Raw genomic sequence first — 18,683 nt, 5'->3', positions numbered from 1 at the left:
ACGGTCAACCCGGCGTGGCCGGACTCACGGGCCACCGTCGGGGATGGCCTCAGGTGAACGCCGCGGGGTCCACGGCCACCCACACGTGCTCGGCGGTCGCGACCACGCGCCCGTCGGCGTCGTACAGCGTGGCGGCGGTGAAGGTCTTGCGCCCCTCCTGCCCGCGGGCCAGTCCGACGACCACGTGCTCCTCGCCGATCACCGGCAGTGCGTCGACGCGGGCGGTCATGCCGGCCAGCACCATGAGGCGCTCGGTCAGGTCGCCGGCCCAGCCGCCGATGCAGTCGAGCGCCGCCCAGGTCACCGGCAGCGACGCGCGCGGCAGCTCGTCGCGGGTCTGCTGGAAGTCGTCGCCGGTGCTGGGGTGCGGCCGCCAGACGGCCGCGATCCGGGTCGCGCCGTCCTGCTCGGTGACCGGCCCCGCGAAGATCCGCAGCCCGTCGCCCTCGGCGCGGTCGGTGCCGCACGCGAAGCAGGTGGGGAAGGGGTGCGAGACGAGGCCGGGGTAGGACGCCATCGCGGCCCGCGCCTCGGCCGGCGGGACCGGCTCCACCACCGCCGGCTCGTCGTCCACGACGCTGGCCCGGGCCACCACGGCACCGCCGAACGTCGCGACGGTCGCGCCGTCCTCCTCGGCCACCGTCATGGGGGTGTCGAGCGGGGGCGGCTGCCGCAGCGCGACCCGGACCGTCGGCCAGGACCGGGCCCGCGGGTCGGGGTCGACCAGGGCCGCCAGGGCGCCGGAGGTCCAGCCGCCGTTGCCCGACGACGGCGGCCCGCAGAACCGGCGCGGCACGATCAGCTCCCGGGTCATCGTCTGATGCTCTCCCACCGGTTCAGGGCCTCCTTGCGTTCGGTTGCGTGGTCGACGACCGGGAGCGGGTAGCCCACCTCGCGCCGGGTCGCCTCGTCGGGGTCGTGCGGGTCGGACACCCCGGCCAGCTCGGGCACCCACTGCCGGACGTAGGCGCCGGCCGGGTCGAACGTGCGACCCTGGCTGGTCGGGTTGAAGACGCGGAAGTACGGCGCGGCGTCGGTGCCGCACCCGGCCGTCCACTGCCAGCCGTGCTGGTTGGAGGCGAGGTCACCGTCGACGAGCCAGCGCATGAAGTGGCGGGCGCCGTGCTGCCACTCGTGGTGCAGGTCCTTGACCAGGAAGCTGGCCACGATCATCCGCACCCGGTTGTGCATCCAGCCGGTCGCGCGCAGCTGGCGCATCCCGGCGTCGACCACCGGGAAGCCCGTGCGCCCCTCCCGCCAGGCGTCGTAGGCCGCGCCCGGCTCGTCGTGGGGCATCGCCGCGAACTCCGGCCGGAGGTAGTCGCGTGCCGTCTCGGGCCGGGCGGCCAGCACGTCGGCGTAGAACTCCCGCCAGGCCAGCTCCTTGCGGTAGGTCGCCGCCCCCTCGCTGCGCAGCCGCGCGAGGTCGGCGAGGAGGGTGCGCGGGTGGATCTCGCCCCACTTGAGGTGCACCGACATGTGGGAGGTGCCCGCCACGCCCGGCTTGTCGCGGTCGTCGGCGTAGTCCGCCACGCGGTCGAGGAAGTCGCTCCACCGGCGCCGCGCCTCGGCCTCGCCGGCCGCCGGCAGCTCCAGCCCGTCGGGGAGGGTCGGCTCGGGGAGGTCGACGGTGTCGTCCAGCGCCAGCCAGGACCCGTGCGTCGGGGCGTCGACGGGTCCACGCCAGCCGTGGTCGGCCCACGCCTTCGAGAACGGCGTGAACACCTTGTAGGGGTCGCCGGACCCGTTGGTCACCCGCCCCGGCGCCACGGCGTACGGCGAGCCGGTGCGGACCAGGTCGATCCCCGCATCGCCCAGGGCGGCCGAGACCCGCTCGTCCCGGGCGCGGCCGTAGGGGCCGAAGTCGGCGGCCACGTGGACCCGGCTCGCGCCGACCTCACGGGCCGCGGCCGGCACCCGCTCCACCGGGTCGCCCTCGACGACGGACAGCGAGGCACCCAGCTCGCGCAGCGACTCGTCGAGGGCACGCAGCGAGACGGCGAGGTAGGCGCGGCGCACGTCGCCGGAGGGTCCCCACAGCGCCGGGTCGAGCACGAAGAGGGGGAGCACGTCCCCGTCGGCGCAGGCCTCGAGCAGGGCGGGGTTGTCCCCGAGGCGGAGGTCGCGGCGGAACCACATGACGGCTGGCATCGACCCCCATGCTGCCACCCGCCCCCGACACCCCCCGACGACACCGACCGGGCCGGCCCCGCGCGCGGGGCCGTAGGACAGAATGGTCCGGTGAGCGATCTGATCGACACCACCGAGATGTACCTCCGGACCATCTACGAGCTGGTCGAGGAGGGCATCGTCCCGTTGCGTGCCCGGATCGCCGAGCGCCTGCACCAGAGCGGCCCGACGGTCTCCCAGACCGTGGCGCGCATGGAGCGCGACGGCCTGCTGACCGTCGAGGGCGACCGCCACCTCCAGCTCACCGATGAGGGGCTCCGGCTCGCCACGCGCGTGATGCGCAAGCACCGCCTCGCCGAGCGGCTGCTCACCGACGTGATCGGCCTCGACTGGGAGCTGGTGCACGAGGAGGCGTGCCGCTGGGAGCACGTCATGTCCGAGACCGTCGAACGGCGCCTCGTCGAGCTGCTCGGCCATCCCACGGAGTCGCCCTACGGCAACCCGATCCCGGGCCTCGACGAGCTGGGCGAGAGCTCGGTCAGCGAGGACTTCATGGACGGCGTCGAGTCGCTGTCCCGCGCCGCGACCAGCGGTGAGGGCCGGGTCCTGGTGCGCCGCATCTCCGAGGAGATGCAGAAGGACGAGTCGCTGATGAGCGCGCTGCGCCGGGTCGGGGCCCTGCCGGACAAGACGGTCACGGTCATCGCCACCGAGGAGGGCGTGCTGGTCGGGTCGGGCGGCGAGACCGCCGAGATCGTGCCCGAGGCGGCCGACCACATCTTCGTGCGCAAGCTCTGACTCCTCCGGGATTCCGGACCTTCCGGGTCCGCAATCGACCGGTCTGGACGTCTCGTCCCACAGGTCGAATCTTTACCTTCTTGTGGATCTCCCGTGGATCTTTGCCGGGTACCTTCTGCGCAACCCGTGGCCGTCGGACCCAGGGTGTCGTCGGGGGACGACGCCGTCCGACGAGGTGGTCGCGGCACTCGGTCGGGGGACCGGCACAAGGGGGACACGCAGCATGGAGCTCATCGAGGTCATCGAGCTGGCACCGGGACGCGAGGACGACACGGTCGTCGTCGCCCACTCCGCGACGAGCCTGACGCGGGGGCTGGAGTTCGGCGAGGCCGTGGTCCTGCGCACCGCCGAGGGTGAGCACTGGACCGCCAAGGTCCGCGACATCGGCTTCGAGGTCGACGACACCGTCTACACCCTCGACCTGGGCGCGCGGCTGCCCGACGACCTGGCCGCGGACCGGCTCGAGGGCCTCGACCCGCTGCGCCACGACCTGGAGCTGCACGAGGTCGTCGACCTGCTCGGCGACCTGCGCCGCCGCGGCGACCACGAGGCCGGCCCGACCGACCTGGCCGAGCTCCCGCTCGCGACCGTCTGACCCGCGGGCTCAGGCGGCCAGCGCCGTCAGGAACTCACTGCACCCCACCTCGAGCTTGTACGACGCGAGCTCGTCGCCGCGGGTCGTCCCGCGGTTGACGATCACCACCGGCGTCCCCGCCCGGGCCGCCCGGCGCACGAACCGGAAGCCGCTCATCACCGTCAGCGACGAGCCCGCCACCAGCAGCGCGCCGTCCTGCTCCGGCAGCGCGTCGACCGCGGCGTAGCAGCGCTCGACCCGCGGCGCCGGGACGTTCTCGCCGAAGAACACGACGTCGGGCTTGAGCACCCCGCCGCACTGCTCGCACCCGGGCACCACGAAGCCGGCGGTCTCCTCGAGGTCGACGTCGCCGTCGGGCCGGGTCGCGACCGCGGCGTGCCGCGCGGCGAAGTCCGGGTTGAGCTCGCCCAGTCGCGCCTGCAGCGCCGCCCGCGGCGACGTGGTCCGGCAGCCCAGGCAGATGACGTCGGCGATCCGGCCGTGCAGGGCCACCAGGCTCCGGGACCCGGCCCGCTCGTGCAGGCCGTCGACGTTCTGGGTGATCAGCAGCCCGGGGTCGAGCCGGGCCAGCGCGCGGTGCCCCTCGTTGGGGTCCGCACCCTTCATCCGCCCCCAGCCGAGGTGACTGCGCGCCCAGTAGCGCTGCTGCGCCTCCGGCCCGCTCACGAACTCCTGGTAGGTCATCGGCATCCGCGCCGGGCTGTCCGGTCCGCGGTAGTCCGGGATCCCCGAGTCGGTCGACAGCCCCGCCCCGGTCAGCACCACGAGCGGCCGGCCGCGCAGCAGCGCCAGCGCGTCGGCGTACGTCGCCTCGCTCGTCGGAGAGGCCGAGACCGTCATCGGGCGTAGCGCAGCTGGGCCCGCGCGCGGGCCTTGTCGGCCTCCACCTCGCGGTTCTTCGGCGGCGCGGTCGTGACGAGGTCGTCGATCAGGTGCTGCGTCAGGTGCGCGATCTCGCGGACCGCCTGGTCGAACACCGCCTGGTTGGCGGCCGACGGCTTGGTCGTCCCGCTGACCTTGCGGACGTACTGCAGCGCCGCCGCGGTGACCTCGTCACGGGTCGCGGGCGGCTCGAAGTTGTTGAGGGGGCGGATGTTGCGGCACATGCGACCACGGTACGACGGTCCGGAGGGCGGCACCCCCTCGTCGCGGCGACGTCCGGGTGCAAAACTGGCGGTATGTCCGCTCCCCGCAACGCTGACCGCGAGTTCGACGTCGTCCTGTTCGGAGCCACCGGGTTCACCGGTCAGCTCACCGCCGAGTACCTCGCCCGGCACGCCCCCGACGGCCTGCGCTGGGCGCTGGCCGGCCGGAGTCCCGAGAAGCTCGAGCGGGTCCGCGACCGCCTCGCCGACATCGACCCCGAGCTGAAGCTGCTCGAGCTGCTGCACGCCGACGTCGCCGATCCGGCCTCGCTCGCCGACGTCGCCGGCCGCGCCCGCGTCGTGATCACCACCGTCGGGCCCTACATCACCTTCGGCGAGCCGCTCGTCGCCGCGTGCGCCGAGGCCGGCACCGACTACGTCGACCTCACGGGCGAGCCGGAGTTCGTCGACCTGATGTACGTCGCCCACCACGCCACCGCGGAGCGCACCGGCGCCCGGATCGTGCACGCGTGCGGCTTCGACTCGATCCCGCACGACCTGGGGGCCTGGTTCACCGTGCAGGAGCTCCAGGCGGCCGGCCCGGTCACGGTGCGCGGTGTCGTCCGCGCCAGCGGCATGGCCTCCGGCGGCACCTTCCACTCGGCGATGACCGCGCTCTCGCGCACCAAGCTGGTCAAGCAGGCCGCCGTCGCCCGCCGCCGGGCCGAGACCCGGCCCGAGGGTCGCTCGTCGAAGGCCGTCGCCGCCCGGCCGCACCGCGACAAGCTGCTCGGCTACTGGCTGCTCCCGCTGCCGACGATCGACCCGAGCATCGTGGCCCGCAGCGGCGCCGCGCTGGCGTCGTACGGCCCGAAGTTCCGCTACTCCCACTTCGCCGGCACCAAGACCCTCCGGTACGCCGCCGGCGGGGCCGGGGCCGTCACCGCCCTCGGCCTGGCGGCGCAGGTCAAGCCGCTGCGCAACGCCCTGCTCGGCCGGATCAAGCAGGGCGAGGGCCCGGGGGAGGCCAAGCGCGAGAAGTCCTGGTTCACCGTCGACTTCGTCGGCGAGGGCGACGGCCGGGTCGTCCACACGCGTGTCTCGGGCGGCGACCCGGGCTACGGCGAGACGTCCAAGATGCTCGCCGAGTCGGCCCTGTGCCTGGCCTTCGACGACAACCCGGACGTGGCCGGCCAGGTCACCACCGCCCAGGCGATGGCCGAGAACCTCAAGGCCCGCCTCGTCGCCGCCGGCATCCGGTTCGAGGTCATCGACTGAACGACCCCGTCCGGCGGCCGACCGGCCGCCGGATGGTGCCCCAGGCAAGAGTCGAACTTGCGACCTTTCGCTTAGGAGGCGGCTGCTCTATCCACTGAGCTACTGGGGCGGGTGACGTGATGTCGACGCACATCTTGTCATTCGGTCGGTCGGCGTAACGAACCGCACTCGCCGCGACAAGTAGTGGACAGACGGGCGCACTGTGCGCCACGTCACACTGCCCGGCACGCCGGGCCCCGTTCACGGGAGGACCCCCATGGCGCTGCTCAGCCACTCCGCGTTCAAGCTCGTCTCGGCCACGTCGGCGATGGCCGTCGCCGGCCTGCTCACGCTCTCGGCCCCCTACGCCAGCGCCGCCAGCGGCGACTCCGACCACGACGGCATGCCCAACCGCTGGGAGCTGCGCCACGGCCTCAACCCCGACAAGGCCAACGCCCGGGGCGACAAGGACCGCGACGGACTTCGCAACATCCAGGAGTTCCGCCACCACACCGACCCCAGCGACCAGGACAGCGACAACGACGGCGACGACGACGGCGACGAGGTCGGCGACGACTCCTCGACCACCGACCCGACCGACTCCGACACCGACGACGACGGCACCCTCGACGGCGATGAGGACGCCGACCAGGACGGCGTCGACAACGAGGACGAGGACGACGCCGAGGAGTCCTGCCAGGCCGACGACGGCGACGCCGACCAGGACGGTATCGACAACGAGGACGAGAACGACTTCGGCACCAACGCCCACGACGCCGACTCCGACGACGACGGCACCGAGGACGGTGACGAGGACTCCGACGGCGACGGCACCGACAACCAGACCGAGGACGACGCCCAGGACGACGCCGACGACCAGGGCGAGGACGAGACCGACCAGTGCCAGGACGGCGACCAGGGCGAGGACGCCAAGGCCGGCACCACCTGGTACGTCGTGCGCTGAACGGCGGCTACATCCGCTCGGGAGCCGCGATCCCGAGCAGGCCGAGACCCTGGTCGAGCACGGCCAGGGTCACTCGGCACAACGTGAGGCGCGAGGCCCGCACGTCGAGGTCGTCGCCCTTGAGGACCGGGCAGTTGTCGTAGAACGTCGTGAACGTCTGCGCGAGCTCGAAGAGATAGGTGCACAGTCGGTGCGGCTCCAGGGCCTCGCCCACCTGCACGACGACCGGCGCGAAGCCGAGCAGCGCCAGCATCAGCGCGCGCTCCGCCTCCTCGCCGACGCGGACGTCGCCGGCCACGGCCTCGGCTTCCTCGGCGCGGCGCAGGATCGACCGGATCCGGGCCGCGGCGTACTGCAGGTAGGGGCCGGTGTTGCCCATGAGCGAGACCATGCGGTCCAGGTCGAAGGTGTACTCGCTGTCGTGGGCCACCGACAGGTCGGCGTACTTCACCGCGCCGATGCCGACCTGGCGCGCGATCACCGCCCGCTCCTCCTCGTCGAGGTCCGGCCGCGACTCCGCCAGGCCGGCGGCCGCTCGGGCGACGGCCTCGTCGAGCAGCGCGCGCAGCCGGATGGGTGCCCCGGAGCGGGTCTTGAGGATCTTGCCGTCCGGGCCGAGCACGTTGCCGATCTGGACGTGCACGACCTCGACGTCGTCGGGCAGCCAGCCGGCCTCGCGCGCGGCCGCGAAGACCATCCGCAGGTGCAGGTCCTGCGGCGCGCCGATGACGTAGAGCACCCGGTCGGCGTGCAGGTCGGTGACCCGGTGCCGGATCGTGGCGAGGTCGGTGGTGGCGTAGCCGTAGCCGCCGTCGCTCTTGCGGATGATCAGCGGCTGCGGCTTGCCCTCGCGGCCGGTGAAGCCGTCGAGGAAGACGCACAGCGCGCCGTCGCTCATCGTCGCGATGCCCTTGCGCTCCAGCTCGTCGCAGATGCCGGGCAGGTCGTCGTTGTAGCTGCTCTCGCCGGCCAGGTCGTCGTCGGTCAGGGTCACGTCGAGCAGCGAGTAGATCGAGTTGAAGTACGTCGTGGACAGCTCGATCAGCTCGTGCCAGAGCCGCAGCGTCTCGGGGTCGCCGGCCTGGAGCGAGACCACGCGGCGCCGGGCCCGCGCGGCGAAGTCCTGCCCGCCGGCGGCCTCGTCGGCGTCGAACTTCGCCCGGGCCGCCTGGTAGAAGGCGTTGGGGTCGCTGACGAGCAGCTCGGACTCGGGGGAGTGCTCGCCGACCTCGAGCAGGTGCTCGATGAGCATGCCGAAGGGGGTGCCCCAGTCGCCGATGTGGTTCTGACGCACGACGCGGTGGCCGAGGTGCTCCAGCGTGCGGGCGAGCGCGTCGCCGACCACGGTGGTGCGCAGGTGCCCCACGTGCATCTCCTTGGCCACGTTGGGCGCGGAGTAGTCGATCGGGACGACCAGCGGCTCCTGCTCCGGTACGGCGAGCCGCGGGTCGGCGGCCAGCGCGGTGACCCGGTCGGCGAGCCACTGGTCGGCCAGCGTCAGGTTGACGAAGCCGGGTCCGCTCACGACCGGCGCCTGGGCGACCCCGGCGACGTCGAGGTGGGTCACGATCGCGTCGGCGACCGCCCGCGGGTTGCTGCCGAGCCGCTTGGCCAGCGCGAGCGCCACGTTGGCCTGGTAGTCGGCGAACTGCGAGGGCCGGATGACCGGGTCGACGTCGGCGTACTCCGGTCCGAAGGCGGCGCCGAGTGCACGCTGGAGTCGGTCGGTGAGCACGTCGCTGGGGAAGCCGGTCACGGCGCCGGGAGGGGCGGTCATGCGGCTCAGGGTATGCGGGTCCGGTCACACTCGCGGACGCGAGGGTTTGGGCGAGGGTTTGTCGGAACAGGCTGGTCAGCGAGACTATTTGGTTCTTGCGCGTAAGTTCGCCCTGCCGTGAGTCACGCGCCGCCCCTGATGCATGCCCCCGATCGTGAAGGTGACCGATGTCTGACGCTGAGCAGACCGATGCCCAGCCCGACAACGGCGCGCCCAAACGCCGGGGCAAGGTGCGCAAGAGGCACACGGTCGCCAAGGTGCTGCTGGTCAGCGTGGTCGTGCTCGGTCTCGTCACCGGCCTGTCGGTCGTCTTCATCTACCGCCACCTCAACGGCAACCTCAACGTCGTCGACCTGACCAACCAGCTCGGCGACCGTCCCGACAAGATCAAGGTCGAGGGCCCCCAGGAGCCGCTCAACATCCTGGTGATGGGCTCCGACAGCCGCGACTGCAGCGGCTGCAACATCGACAACCTCACCGGCGGTGGCCAGCGCTCGGACACCACGATCCTTCTCCACCTGTCCGCGGACCGGTCCCGCGCCTATGGCATCAGCATCCCGCGCGACTCCGCGATCGACCGGCCCACCTGCAAGGCCGAGGACGGCAGCGACATCCCCGGCGGCACCCACGTGATGTGGAACGAGGCCTACTCGGTGGGCGGCCCCGCCTGCACGATCCACCAGTTCGAGCAGCTCACCGGCGTCCTCGTCGACCACTTCGTGGTCGTCGACTTCGAGGGCTTCAAGGGCATGGTCGACGCCGTCGGCGGCGTCGAGGTCTGCATCCCTGAGCCCGGCATCGTCGACCACGCCCACGGCATCGACCTGCCCGCCGGCACCCGCAAGCTCGAGGGCCAGCAGGCGCTCAACTACGTGCGCGAGCGCTACGTCGTCGGCAACGGCTCCGACGTGGGCCGGATGAAGCGCCAGCAGGCGTTCATCGCCTCGATGGTCCACCAGGTGCTCTCGGCCGGCACGCTCGCCAACCCCTACAAGATCGTCCGGTTCCTCGAGGCCGCGACCAAGTCGCTGACGCTCGACAAGGACATCGGCTCGCTGAAGAAGCTCGGTGACCTGGGCTACCAGTTCCGCAACATCGGCCTGGACAAGATCCAGTTCCTGACGATCCCCAACATCCCCGACCCTGCCGACCCCAACCGCCTCGTGTGGACCCCCGCGGCCAAGCAGGTCTGGGACAAGATCGCCAAGGACGAGCCGCTGACCAAGCGCCTTGCCACCGACGTGATCACGCCGGGCAACCTGCCGAGCTCCGGCGGCACCTCGTCCTCGCCCAGCGGGTCCGGCTCGCCGAGCGGCTCGGGCAAGGGCGGCCCCAACGAGGCTGACGCACAGGCGCTCGCCGACGCGGGCCTCTGCACCTGAGGTGACCGTGGTCGAGAAGAACCCCGAGAAGGGGCCAGAGAGCAAGTCCGAGACCGACTGGCAGCGCCGCAGGCGCCTCGCCGCGGTCTTCGGCGACGTGCTGCCGGACACCACCAGCGACGAGCGTGAGCCCGGCTCCCGGGAGTCCGGCGAGGAGCGGGGCGAGGCCTGGCTCAAGGCGCAGGTCCCGCCCCACCACGGGTAGGTCAGAGGCCGCCACCCTGACGGGCCGCCAGCAGGTCGCGGATCTCGGTGAGCAGCGCGACGTCGGCCGGCGTGCCGGTCGGCTCGGTCGGGAAGAACCGCTCCTTGGCATTCGTGTAGGGCAGCACGATCAGGTAGTAGACGACCGCGGCCATGATCAGGAAGGCGATCAGCGCCGTGAGCCAGGCGCCCACGTGGATGCCGTGCGGGGTGTAGTTGGAGAAGTCCGGGGTGCCGCCCACCTTGCCGACGAGGTCCATGATCAGCGCCACGGTGGCGGTCACGACGGCCGCGAACGCGCCGGCCATGATGAAGGCGACGGCGAGCTCGACCAGGTTGCCGCGCAGGATGAAGTTCTTGAATCCGGTCATGGTGTGACTCCTTCGTGCCCCGAGGGGAGCGGCGGTGATGTGACTCCGCGACGCTACTGCGAAAGGGCGAACGTCAGGAAGAAGCGCACCGCGGCATCGGCCAGCCTCTCCACGTCACCATCCGGCACCCCGAGCACCACCAGCCGCCCCTGCGTCCCCTCCGACCGGTCGGCGGCGGGGATCGCCAGCACCGGCGCGTCCGCCGCCACCGTCGTCGCGCCCGCCCCCTGCGGGTCGGCGGCCACCACGTCGACCCGGTCGCCGACGCGCAGCAGCGCGACGGCCCCGGCGTCCGGGAAGCGCACCGGCACGGCGGTCAGGCCGGGATAGCCGTCGGTCAGCGCCGGACCCACCAGGCGTACGTCGGTGACCGGCTCGCCCCGCCGCAGCGGAGCCGCCAGCACCCGCCCGGCCGCGTCCGCGGCGAGCCCGTCCGGCACGGTCCCGGGTGCGTACGACGCCTCCGCCAGGTCGGCGCGCGCCAGCACCGACCCCGCGGGCAGGTCGCGCGCGGCGACCAGCACCGTGATCCGGGGCGGGGGCGGGGCGACGACCGCGTGCACGCCGGAGCCGACCGCGACGGCGGTCAGGGCCGCGGCGAGCAGGCGCCGGCGGCGCAGCACCCCGCGGCGTACGCGGACGAGGAGGCGGCGAGCGCGGTCGGAGCGGGACATGGCCCCGACGCTAGGCAGGAATCCGTCCGCGCGGGACGGCTCTCCACAGGGTCGTCAGTCGGAGGAGCTGCTGGACGAGCTGGACGAGGAGCTCGTGGACGTGGTGCTGGCCTTCTCGGCGGTCTTCGTCGAGGTGGTCGACGAGCCCGACGACGAGCTGGAGGAGTCCGAGGTGCTGGCGGGCGTGCTCGACGACGTTCCGTTGCGGCTGTCGGTGCGGTAGAAGCCGGAGCCCTTGAAGACCACGCCCACGGCGTTGAAGACCTTGCGCAGCTTGCCGTTGCACGACGGGCACTCGGTGAGCGCGTCGTCGGAGAAGCTCTGGAACTGCTCGAAGTCGTGGCCGCACTCGGTGCAGGCGTACTGGTAGGTCGGCACGGTTCTCCTCAGGTTCTGGCACTCGGCCCTGACGACTGCCAATGGTACGTCACGGCAGAATGGCCTTCACCATGACGACCACCACCCCCGGCCGCCCTGACCCCGCCGGATCCGCCCCGTCATCCCCGGGCGCCACCGTGGCCGCCTGGTGGCGAGAGTTCCTCGGGTTGCCCCGGCCCCTGCGGGTGGCGTCGTACGTCGCCCTCGGCCTGGTGCTCGTGCTGCTCGCGGGCCTGGTCACCGGCGTGGTCCTGGTGCGGCGGCCGCTGCCGCAGACCACCGGCACCATCGACGTGCCGGGGCTGAGCGCGGACGTGACCGTGGTCCGCGACGACCACGGCATCCCGCAGCTCTACGGCGACAACCTCGACGACCTGATGCGCGCGCAGGGCTACGTGCACGCGCAGGAGCGGTTCTTCGAGATGGACGTGCGTCGGCACGCCACCGCCGGCCGGCTGGCCGAGATGTTCGGCGAGCCCGCGCTCGAGAGCGACGAGTACGTCCGGACCATGGGCTGGCGCCGCGTCGCCGAGCGCGAGCTGGCGCTGCTCGAGCCGGAGACCCGCGAGGCCCTCGAGGCCTACTCCGACGGCGTCAACGCCTACCTCGACACCCACTCGCCGAGCCGGATCGCCGTCGAGTACACCGTGCTGAACGCCGGCGGCCTGGACTACGAGCCCGAGCACTGGACCCCCGTCGACTCCCTGTCCTGGCTCAAGGCGATGGCCTGGGACCTGCGCGGCAACATGACCGACGAGATCGACCGGGTGCTGGCCCTGGCCGACCACAGCGTGCAGCAGGTCGCCAGCCTCTACCCGCCCTACCCCTACGACGAGAACGCGCCGATCGTCGGCCGGGGCACGGTCGTCGACGGCGTCTTCGAGCAGGACGCCACCACCGGCGGCACCCGCAACCCGCAGCGTCCGGCGTTCACCGCCGGCGCCCGGTCGGCGCTGCGCTCGCTGCGCGACGGGCTGGACCGGATGCCGTCGTTCCTCGGGCGCGGCGAGGGCATCGGCAGCAACAGCTGGGTGGTCGACGGCAAGCACTCGGCGACCGGCGAGCCGCTGCTGGCCAACGACCCGCACCTCTCGACCTCGCTGCCCGGCGTCTGGATGCAGATGGGGCTGCACTGCACGACGCTGTCGCCGAGCTGCCCCCTGGACGTCGCCGGCTTCACGTTCTCCGGGGTGCCCGGCGTGATCATCGGCCACAACCAGGACATCGCCTGGGGCTTCACCAACCTCGGTCCCGACGTCAGCGACCTCTACCTCGAGAAGGTCGAGGGCGACCGCTGGCGCTACGACGGCAAGCTGCTGCCGCTGCGCACGCGCACCGAGACGATCAAGGTGCGCGGCGGCGAGGACGTGACGCTGACCGTCCGCTCGACGCGGCACGGCCCGATCCTCTCCGACGTGTCCGACCAGCTCGCGGACGTGGGCGAGGAGGCCCGGGTCGAGGGCGCGCCCGCGCTGCCCGACGGCACGTCGTACGCCGTGGCGCTGGAGTGGACCGCCCTGCACCCCGCCCCGACGGCCGACGCGATCCTCGAGCTGGACAAGGCCACCGACTGGCGCTCCTTCCGGGCGGCCGCCGCCGACTTCGCCGTGCCGGCCCAGAACCTCGTCTACGCCGACCGCGAGGGCCACATCGGCTACCAGGCGCCGGGCCGCGTGCCGATCCGCAAGTCCGGCAACGACGGGCTGCTGCCGGTGGCCGGCTGGCGGCCGGAGAACGACTGGACCGGCGACTACGTGCCGTTCGACGGGCTGCCGCAGGTCCTCAACCCGGCCGAGGGGTTCATCGTCACGGCCAACCAGGCCGTGATCGGGCCGGACTACCCCTACCACCTCACCGACGACTGGGACCGCGGCTACCGCGCCCAGCGGATCCGCGACCTCATCGACTCCGAGCAGGAGCTCTCGGTCGACGAGATGGCCGCGCTCCAGCTCGACGACCACAACCCGATCGCCCCGACCTTGGTGCCGTTCCTGCTCGACGTGAAGCTGCGGCGCGGTTACCACTCGGCCGGCCAGCAACTGCTGCGGACGTGGGACTTCAGCCAGCCCGCCGACAGCCCCGCCGCGGCGTACTTCAACGTCGTGTGGCGCAACGTCCTCGCCGACACCTTCCACGACGACTTCGACAAGGACCTCTGGCCCGACGGCAACGAGCGCTGGATCGCGGTCATGGAGACGCTGCTGCGCGACCCCTCCAACGCCTGGTGGGACGACCGGACGACCGACACCACCGTCGAGACCCGCGACGACATCCTCACCCGGGCCCTGCTCGAGGCGCGCGACGAGCTCACCCGCCGCGAGTCGGTGAGCCCCGACGACTGGACCTGGGGCCACCTGCACCAGCTCGACCTCCAGAGCCAGTCGCTCGGCCAGTCCGACATCGCGCCGGTGCGCTGGCTGGTCAACCGCGGCCCGTGGGAGGTCGGCGGCAGCAGCTCGGCCGTCGACGCCACCTCGTGGGACGCCGCCGACGGCTACGACGTCACCAGCGCCCCGTCGATGCGGATGGTGGTCTCGCTCGGCGACTTCGACGAGTCCCGCTGGATCAACCTCACCGGCGTCTCCGGCCACCCCTTCAGCGCCCACTACACCGACCAGACCGACCTGTGGGCCGACGGCGAGACGCTGCCGTGGCTGTTCACCCGCTCGGCCGTCGAGGACGCCGCGAAGGCCACCCTTACCCTCCGTTGAATCGGGACTTCTCGTCACTCGAATCGGGACTTTCGACCACTCGAATCGGGAGTTGTGACCACCCGAGGGGTCACGGCGTGACGGGAAGTCCCGATTGAAGTGGTCAGAAGTCCCGATTCAACGACGTGATGCCGTCCGGCGTGGCGGCCGCGAGGACGCGACGGTCGTGGGGCTCGGCCGGCACGGCGAGCCCGACCTCGTCGGGATAGAGCAGCACGCACGTGAACGTCCCGGCCGGCACCCGCCCCAGCGCCCGGTCGTAGGACCCGCCGCCGCGGCCCAGCCGCAGCCCCGACGACGAGACCGCCAGCCCCGGCACCAGCACCACGTCGGCCCAGGCCACCGCGTCGACGCCGTGCCGCTCGCCGGCGGGCTCCAGCAGCCCCCGGCGGGCGGGGACGAGGGAGTCGCGGCCGCGGTAGGTCGCCCAGTCGAGGTCGTCGTCCGGCTGCAGCACCGGCAGCAGCACCCGCTTGCCCGCGTCCAGCAGCGCGTCGAGCAGGGGAGCGGTGCCGGGCTCGGAGCCGAGGGCGACGTACGCCGCGACGGTGCCGGCGCGTCGTACCTCGGTGGTGGCCAGCAGGTGGGCGGCGATCTCGCGGGCCGCCGCCCCCACCTCGAGCAGCGTCATCCGGTTGCGGGCGGTGAGCAGTTGGTCCCGCAGGGCCACCTTGGCGGCGTGCTGTCCGGGGGAGTCCGGGTCCGGGTTCTGGGGCATTTGCCGCGGGGCCACGCAACAAGCCTACGATCGGTGGCATGGGAAGCGCAGGGTTGAACCGGGCACGCGACAAGATGCGCGACGCCGGGGTGGACGAGGTCGCGATCGAGACGTTCGCGCACTACTACCGGCTGCTGGAGCACGGCGAGACGGGGATGATCCCCGAGTCGAGCATCGAGCCGGTCGACATCCCCTCGCTCTCCGACGTGAGCGTGTCCGAGGAGGACGCCGCGGAGGCGATCCGCCGGACCGCCGTCATCAAGCTCAACGGCGGGCTCGGCACCTCCATGGGCATGGACCGCGCCAAGTCGCTGCTGTGCGTGCGCCGCGGGCTGTCGTTCCTCGACATCATCGCCCGGCAGGTGCTGCACCTGCGCAAGGTCCACGACGCCACCCTGCCGCTGATCTTCATGAACAGCTTCCGCACCTCCGCCGACACGATGGCCGCGCTGGCCCGCTACGAGGACCTCGCCGTCGACGGGCTGCCGCTGGAGTTCCTCCAGAACAAGGAGCCCAAGCTGCTGGCGAAGGACCTCTCGCCGGTGTCCTACCCCAAGGACCCCGACCTCGAGTGGTGTCCGCCGGGCCACGGCGACCTCTACACCGCGCTGCGCGGCACCGGCCTGCTCGACCGCCTGATCGAGGCCGGCTACGAGCGCGTCTTCGTCTCCAACTCCGACAACCTCGGCGCCGTCCCGGACCCGCGGGTGGCCGGATGGTTCGCCACGTCGGGGGCGCCGTTCGCGATCGAGGCCGTGCGCCGCACCGCCTCGGACAAGAAGGGCGGCCACTTCGCCCGCCGCAAGAACGACGGACGGCTGGTGCTGCGCGAGACCGCCCAGACGCTTCCGGAGGACCAGGCCGCGCTCGCCGACCTGGACCGCCACCAGTTCTGCTCGACCAACAACCTGTGGTTCGACCTGGTCGCGATGCGCGACGTCCTCGACGCCCGCGACGGCGTCCTGGGCCTGCCCCTGATCCGCAACGTCAAGACCGTCGACCCGGGCGACACGTCGACGCCCGAGGTGATCCAGGTCGAGACCGCGATGGGCGCGGCGATCGAGGTGTTCGAGGGCTCGCAGCTGATCGAGGTCGGGCGCGACCGGTTCGTGCCGGTGAAGACCACCAACGACCTGCTGGTGCTGCGCTCCGACGTCTACGACATCGGCCAGGACTTCGTGCTCGACCAGGTGAGCGTCGAGTTGCCCTACGTCGAGCTCCACGGCGACTTCTACAAGCTGGTCGGCGACTTCGACAAGCGCTTCCCCGACGGTGCGCCGTCGATGCGGAAGGCCTCCGCGCTCAAGGTCGACGGCGACTTCACGTTCGGCCGCGGCGTCCAGGTCGTGGGCGAGGTCGAGCTCGCGGCGAAGTCGGCCCAGCGGGTCGAGGCCGGCACGGTGCTGAGCGAGGCTGAGCCGACGGATGGCTGAGGACGTCACCACCGTCGAGGACCACCTCCGTCGCATCCTCGACGCGGTCGCGCCGCTCCCCGACTACCCGCAGCCGCTCATGGAGTCCCTCGGGCTCGCGGCCGCCGAGGACGTCGTCGCGCCGATCCGGCTCCCCTCCTTCGACAACTCCGGCATGGACGGGTACGCCGTCTGCCAGGCCGACGTCGCCTCGGCCTCCGCGGAGTCGCCGGTGCACCTGCCGGTGGTCGGCGAGATCGGCGCCGGCCAGGCCCGGCTGCTCGCGATGTCGCCCGGCACGGCCGTGAAGATCATGACGGGAGCACCGGTGCCCACCGGTGCCGACAGCGTCGTCCCCTACGAGTGGACCGACCGGGGCGTCGCCAAGGTCCGCATCGACAAGGCCCCGACCCTCGGGCAGCACGTCCGCCGCGCCGGCGAGGACGTCCAGGAGGGCGACGTGCTCATCGAGCACGGCACCGTCCTCGGGCCGCGCCACGTCGGGCTGCTCGCGTCGGTCGGACGCGCGACCGTGCGCTCCCGTCCCCGGCCCCGCGTCGTGATCCTGTCCACGGGCTCCGAGCTGCGCGAGCCCGGGACGCCCCTGGGCCACGACACGATCTACGACGGCAACTCCTACCTCCTCGCCGCCGCCGCGCGACGCGCCGGCGCCATCGCCTATCGGGTCGGGATCGTGCCCGACGAGCCGCGGGCCTTCCTCGACGCGCTCGACGACCAGCTCGTCCGCGCCGACCTCGTCGTCACCAGCGGCGGCGTCTCGCAGGGCGACTTCGACGTCGTCAAGGAGGCGCTGCGGCCGCTCGACACGATGTGGTTCGGCGGCGTGGGCATGCAGCCGGGCAAGCCGCAGGGCTTCGGCACGGTCGGCGACGACGCGACCCCGATCTTCACGCTGCCGGGCAACCCGGTCTCGTCGTACATCTCCTTCGAGGTGTTCGTGTTGCCCGCCATCCGCACGATGATGGGCCTGTCGCCGGTGTCCCGCCCGACCCGTCGCGCGCGGCTGACCCACCCGATCTCCTCGCCCGCGGGGCGCCGGCAGTTCGTGCGGGGCGACTTCGCGGTCGACCGCGGTGGGCCGTTCGTGACTCCGGTGGGCGGGCACGGCTCGCACCTGATCGGTGACCTCGCGTCCTCCAACGCGCTCGTCGTGGTGCCCGAGGACGTGACGTCGGTGCCGGCGGGCGAGCAGGTGCAGGTCCTGTGGCTCGACGAGGAGTTCTGATGAACGACCGGCTCACCCACGTCGACGAGTCCGGCGCCGCCCGGATGGTCGACGTCTCCGGCAAGGACGTCACGGCGCGTACGGCGACGGCCTCCGGCCGGGTGCTCGTCTCCGCGGAGGTCGTCGCGCTGCTGCGCGGCGCCGGCGTCCCCAAGGGCGACACCCTCGCGGTGGCCCGGCTCGCGGGCATCATGGGCGCCAAGCAGACCCCGGCGCTGATCCCGCTGTGCCACCCCCTGGCGATCTCCGGCGTCACCGTCGACCTGGTCGTCTCCGACGACTCCGTCGACATCGCGGCGACGGTCCGGACCACCGACCGCACCGGCGTGGAGATGGAGGCCCTCACCGCGGTCTCGGTCGCCGCGCTGACCGTCGTCGACATGGTCAAGGCCGTCGACAAGGGTGCCGTCATCACCGACGTCCGCGTCGAGACCAAGACCGGCGGCAAGTCGGGGGACTGGGTCCGGAAGACCGACCGATGAGCATGCGCGCGGAGGTCGTGGTGGCCTCCAACCGGGCCGCGGCCGGGGTCTACGCCGACGAGACCGGGCCGCTCATCGTGGCGTTCCTGGCCGAGCTCGGCTTCGCCGTCGACGAGCCCGTGGTGGTGCCGGACGGGGAGCCCGTCGGCGCCGCGATCGCGGCCGCCGCGGCCGGCGGCGCGCGCTGCGTGCTGACCACCGGCGGCACGGGGCTCACCCCGACCGACCGCACTCCCGAGGTGACCCGTGCGCTGCTGGACTTCGAGGTGCCCGGCATCGCGGAGGCCATCCGCGCGTACGGCGTCGCCCACGACGTCCCGTCGGCGGTGCTGTCCCGCGGCCTGGCCGGCGTGGTGGGGTCGTGCCTGGTCGTGAACCTCCCCGGCTCCCGCGGCGGCGTCAAGGACGGGCTGGCGGTGCTGCGGCCGGTCCTCGTCCACGCAGTCGAGCAGGTCGTCGGGAGCGACCACTGAGCGGCGGTCCGCCGAGGAGCGCCTGG

At 72.6% G+C, this 18,683-nt stretch carries 20 protein-coding genes and 1 tRNA gene; 11 read left to right on the top strand and 10 right to left on the bottom strand.

Annotation, left to right across the window (positions count from 1 at the left end):
- Positions 1 to 49: 49 nt before the first annotated feature.
- Both FB382_RS16505 and FB382_RS16500 read right to left on the bottom strand, forming a co-directional pair.
- On the bottom strand, positions 50 to 814 hold the full coding sequence (locus FB382_RS16505; protein WP_182540819.1) for a hotdog family protein: 765 nt from the start codon (positions 812 to 814) through the stop codon (positions 50 to 52).
- The gene (locus tag FB382_RS16500) at positions 811 to 2,151 is read right to left on the bottom strand and encodes a cryptochrome/photolyase family protein (protein ID WP_182540818.1); all 1,341 of its coding nucleotides are present in this window, start codon (positions 2,149 to 2,151) and stop codon (positions 811 to 813) included. Before FB382_RS16500 ends, FB382_RS16505 begins: the two co-directional genes overlap by 4 nt.
- Positions 2,152 to 2,241: 90 nt before the next feature.
- Between FB382_RS16500 and FB382_RS16495 the strand changes: the two genes are divergently transcribed.
- Together FB382_RS16495 and FB382_RS16490 are read left to right on the top strand one after the other, a co-directional pair.
- Complete coding sequence (locus FB382_RS16495) at positions 2,242 to 2,928, top strand: iron-dependent transcriptional repressor DtxR (RefSeq protein ID WP_125036476.1); 687 nt, start codon at positions 2,242 to 2,244, stop codon at positions 2,926 to 2,928.
- 223 nt (positions 2,929 to 3,151) lie between these two features.
- Positions 3,152 to 3,523: a hypothetical protein gene (locus FB382_RS16490; RefSeq protein ID WP_182540817.1), complete on the top strand. Its 372-nt coding sequence runs from the start codon at positions 3,152 to 3,154 to the stop codon at positions 3,521 to 3,523.
- Between the two features lie 9 nt (positions 3,524 to 3,532).
- Here FB382_RS16490 and FB382_RS16485 read toward each other — a convergent pair whose 3' ends face one another.
- Both FB382_RS16485 and FB382_RS16480 read right to left on the bottom strand, forming a co-directional pair.
- On the bottom strand, positions 3,533 to 4,363 hold the full coding sequence (locus tag FB382_RS16485; protein ID WP_182540816.1) for an NAD-dependent protein deacetylase: 831 nt from the start codon (positions 4,361 to 4,363) through the stop codon (positions 3,533 to 3,535).
- Positions 4,360 to 4,629: a DUF2277 domain-containing protein gene (locus FB382_RS16480; protein ID WP_125036473.1), complete on the bottom strand. Its 270-nt coding sequence runs from the start codon at positions 4,627 to 4,629 to the stop codon at positions 4,360 to 4,362. Before FB382_RS16480 ends, FB382_RS16485 begins: the two co-directional genes overlap by 4 nt.
- A 72-nt stretch (positions 4,630 to 4,701) precedes the next feature.
- Here FB382_RS16480 and FB382_RS16475 point away from each other — a divergent pair, with 72 nt between their 5' ends.
- Entirely contained in the window at positions 4,702 to 5,886 is a 1,185-nt protein-coding gene (locus FB382_RS16475) for a saccharopine dehydrogenase family protein (RefSeq protein ID WP_125036472.1), read from the top strand.
- Positions 5,887 to 5,919: 33 nt separating this feature from the next.
- On the opposite strand, the gene FB382_RS16470 is transcribed toward FB382_RS16475, so the two are convergent.
- Positions 5,920 to 5,995 (bottom strand) — tRNA-Arg (locus tag FB382_RS16470).
- Between the two features lie 147 nt (positions 5,996 to 6,142).
- Between FB382_RS16470 and FB382_RS16465 the strand changes: the two genes are divergently transcribed.
- Complete coding sequence (locus tag FB382_RS16465) at positions 6,143 to 6,829, top strand: hypothetical protein (protein WP_182540815.1); 687 nt, start codon at positions 6,143 to 6,145, stop codon at positions 6,827 to 6,829.
- Positions 6,830 to 6,836: 7 nt separating this feature from the next.
- Here FB382_RS16465 and argS read toward each other — a convergent pair whose 3' ends face one another.
- Complete coding sequence (gene argS / locus FB382_RS16460) at positions 6,837 to 8,606, bottom strand: arginine--tRNA ligase (RefSeq protein ID WP_182540814.1); 1,770 nt, start codon at positions 8,604 to 8,606, stop codon at positions 6,837 to 6,839.
- A gap of 167 nt (positions 8,607 to 8,773) precedes the next feature.
- Here argS and FB382_RS16455 point away from each other — a divergent pair, with 167 nt between their 5' ends.
- Positions 8,774 to 9,988 carry an LCP family protein gene (locus FB382_RS16455; RefSeq protein ID WP_182540813.1) on the top strand — a complete coding sequence of 405 codons (1,215 nt, stop codon included), beginning with the start codon at positions 8,774 to 8,776 and terminating at the stop codon, positions 9,986 to 9,988.
- Positions 9,989 to 9,995: 7 nt separating this feature from the next.
- Entirely contained in the window at positions 9,996 to 10,193 is a 198-nt protein-coding gene (locus FB382_RS16450) for a hypothetical protein (RefSeq protein WP_182541585.1), read from the top strand.
- Between the two features lies 1 nt (position 10,194).
- On the opposite strand, the gene FB382_RS16445 is transcribed toward FB382_RS16450, so the two are convergent.
- From FB382_RS16445 to FB382_RS16435, 3 genes are read right to left on the bottom strand one after another with little or no spacing between them, the layout of a single operon-like run.
- Positions 10,195 to 10,563: an MscL family protein gene (locus FB382_RS16445; protein WP_182540812.1), complete on the bottom strand. Its 369-nt coding sequence runs from the start codon at positions 10,561 to 10,563 to the stop codon at positions 10,195 to 10,197.
- Between the two features lie 53 nt (positions 10,564 to 10,616).
- Complete coding sequence (locus tag FB382_RS16440) at positions 10,617 to 11,237, bottom strand: SAF domain-containing protein (protein WP_182540811.1); 621 nt, start codon at positions 11,235 to 11,237, stop codon at positions 10,617 to 10,619.
- 54 nt (positions 11,238 to 11,291) lie between these two features.
- Positions 11,292 to 11,615 carry an FmdB family zinc ribbon protein gene (locus tag FB382_RS16435; protein WP_182540810.1) on the bottom strand — a complete coding sequence of 108 codons (324 nt, stop codon included), beginning with the start codon at positions 11,613 to 11,615 and terminating at the stop codon, positions 11,292 to 11,294.
- A gap of 71 nt (positions 11,616 to 11,686) precedes the next feature.
- Here FB382_RS16435 and FB382_RS16430 point away from each other — a divergent pair, with 71 nt between their 5' ends.
- The gene (locus FB382_RS16430; RefSeq protein WP_182540809.1) at positions 11,687 to 14,326 is read left to right on the top strand and encodes a penicillin acylase family protein; all 2,640 of its coding nucleotides are present in this window, start codon (positions 11,687 to 11,689) and stop codon (positions 14,324 to 14,326) included.
- A gap of 103 nt (positions 14,327 to 14,429) precedes the next feature.
- Here the strand turns inward: FB382_RS16430 and FB382_RS16425 are convergent, their stop codons facing one another.
- A complete protein-coding gene (locus tag FB382_RS16425) occupies positions 14,430 to 15,059 on the bottom strand; it encodes a 5-formyltetrahydrofolate cyclo-ligase (protein ID WP_343055642.1) in 630 nt (209 codons plus the stop codon).
- A 23-nt stretch (positions 15,060 to 15,082) separates the two neighbouring features.
- Here FB382_RS16425 and FB382_RS16420 point away from each other — a divergent pair, with 23 nt between their 5' ends.
- Genes FB382_RS16420 through FB382_RS16405 form a run of 4 tightly spaced genes read left to right on the top strand, consistent with a single transcriptional unit; the run spans position 15,083 to position 18,657 of the window.
- Positions 15,083 to 16,477: a UTP--glucose-1-phosphate uridylyltransferase gene (locus FB382_RS16420; RefSeq protein WP_182540808.1), complete on the top strand. Its 1,395-nt coding sequence runs from the start codon at positions 15,083 to 15,085 to the stop codon at positions 16,475 to 16,477.
- The gene (gene glp / locus FB382_RS16415) at positions 16,470 to 17,702 is read left to right on the top strand and encodes a molybdotransferase-like divisome protein Glp (RefSeq protein ID WP_182540807.1); all 1,233 of its coding nucleotides are present in this window, start codon (positions 16,470 to 16,472) and stop codon (positions 17,700 to 17,702) included. Before FB382_RS16420 ends, glp begins: the two co-directional genes overlap by 8 nt.
- Positions 17,702 to 18,184, top strand: a complete 483-nt coding sequence (moaC, locus tag FB382_RS16410; protein ID WP_182540806.1) for a cyclic pyranopterin monophosphate synthase MoaC — start codon at positions 17,702 to 17,704, stop codon at positions 18,182 to 18,184. Before glp ends, moaC begins: the two co-directional genes overlap by 1 nt.
- A complete protein-coding gene (locus FB382_RS16405; RefSeq protein WP_182540805.1) occupies positions 18,181 to 18,657 on the top strand; it encodes a MogA/MoaB family molybdenum cofactor biosynthesis protein in 477 nt (158 codons plus the stop codon). Before moaC ends, FB382_RS16405 begins: the two co-directional genes overlap by 4 nt.
- Positions 18,658 to 18,683 lie beyond the last annotated feature (26 nt).

The sequence above is a fragment of the Nocardioides ginsengisegetis genome (assembly GCF_014138045.1).
GTDB classification, from domain to species: domain Bacteria; phylum Actinomycetota; class Actinomycetes; order Propionibacteriales; family Nocardioidaceae; genus Nocardioides; species Nocardioides ginsengisegetis.
The sequence above is the reverse complement of the archived record's forward strand: the minus strand, read 5'-3'. Positions and strand labels throughout refer to the sequence as shown.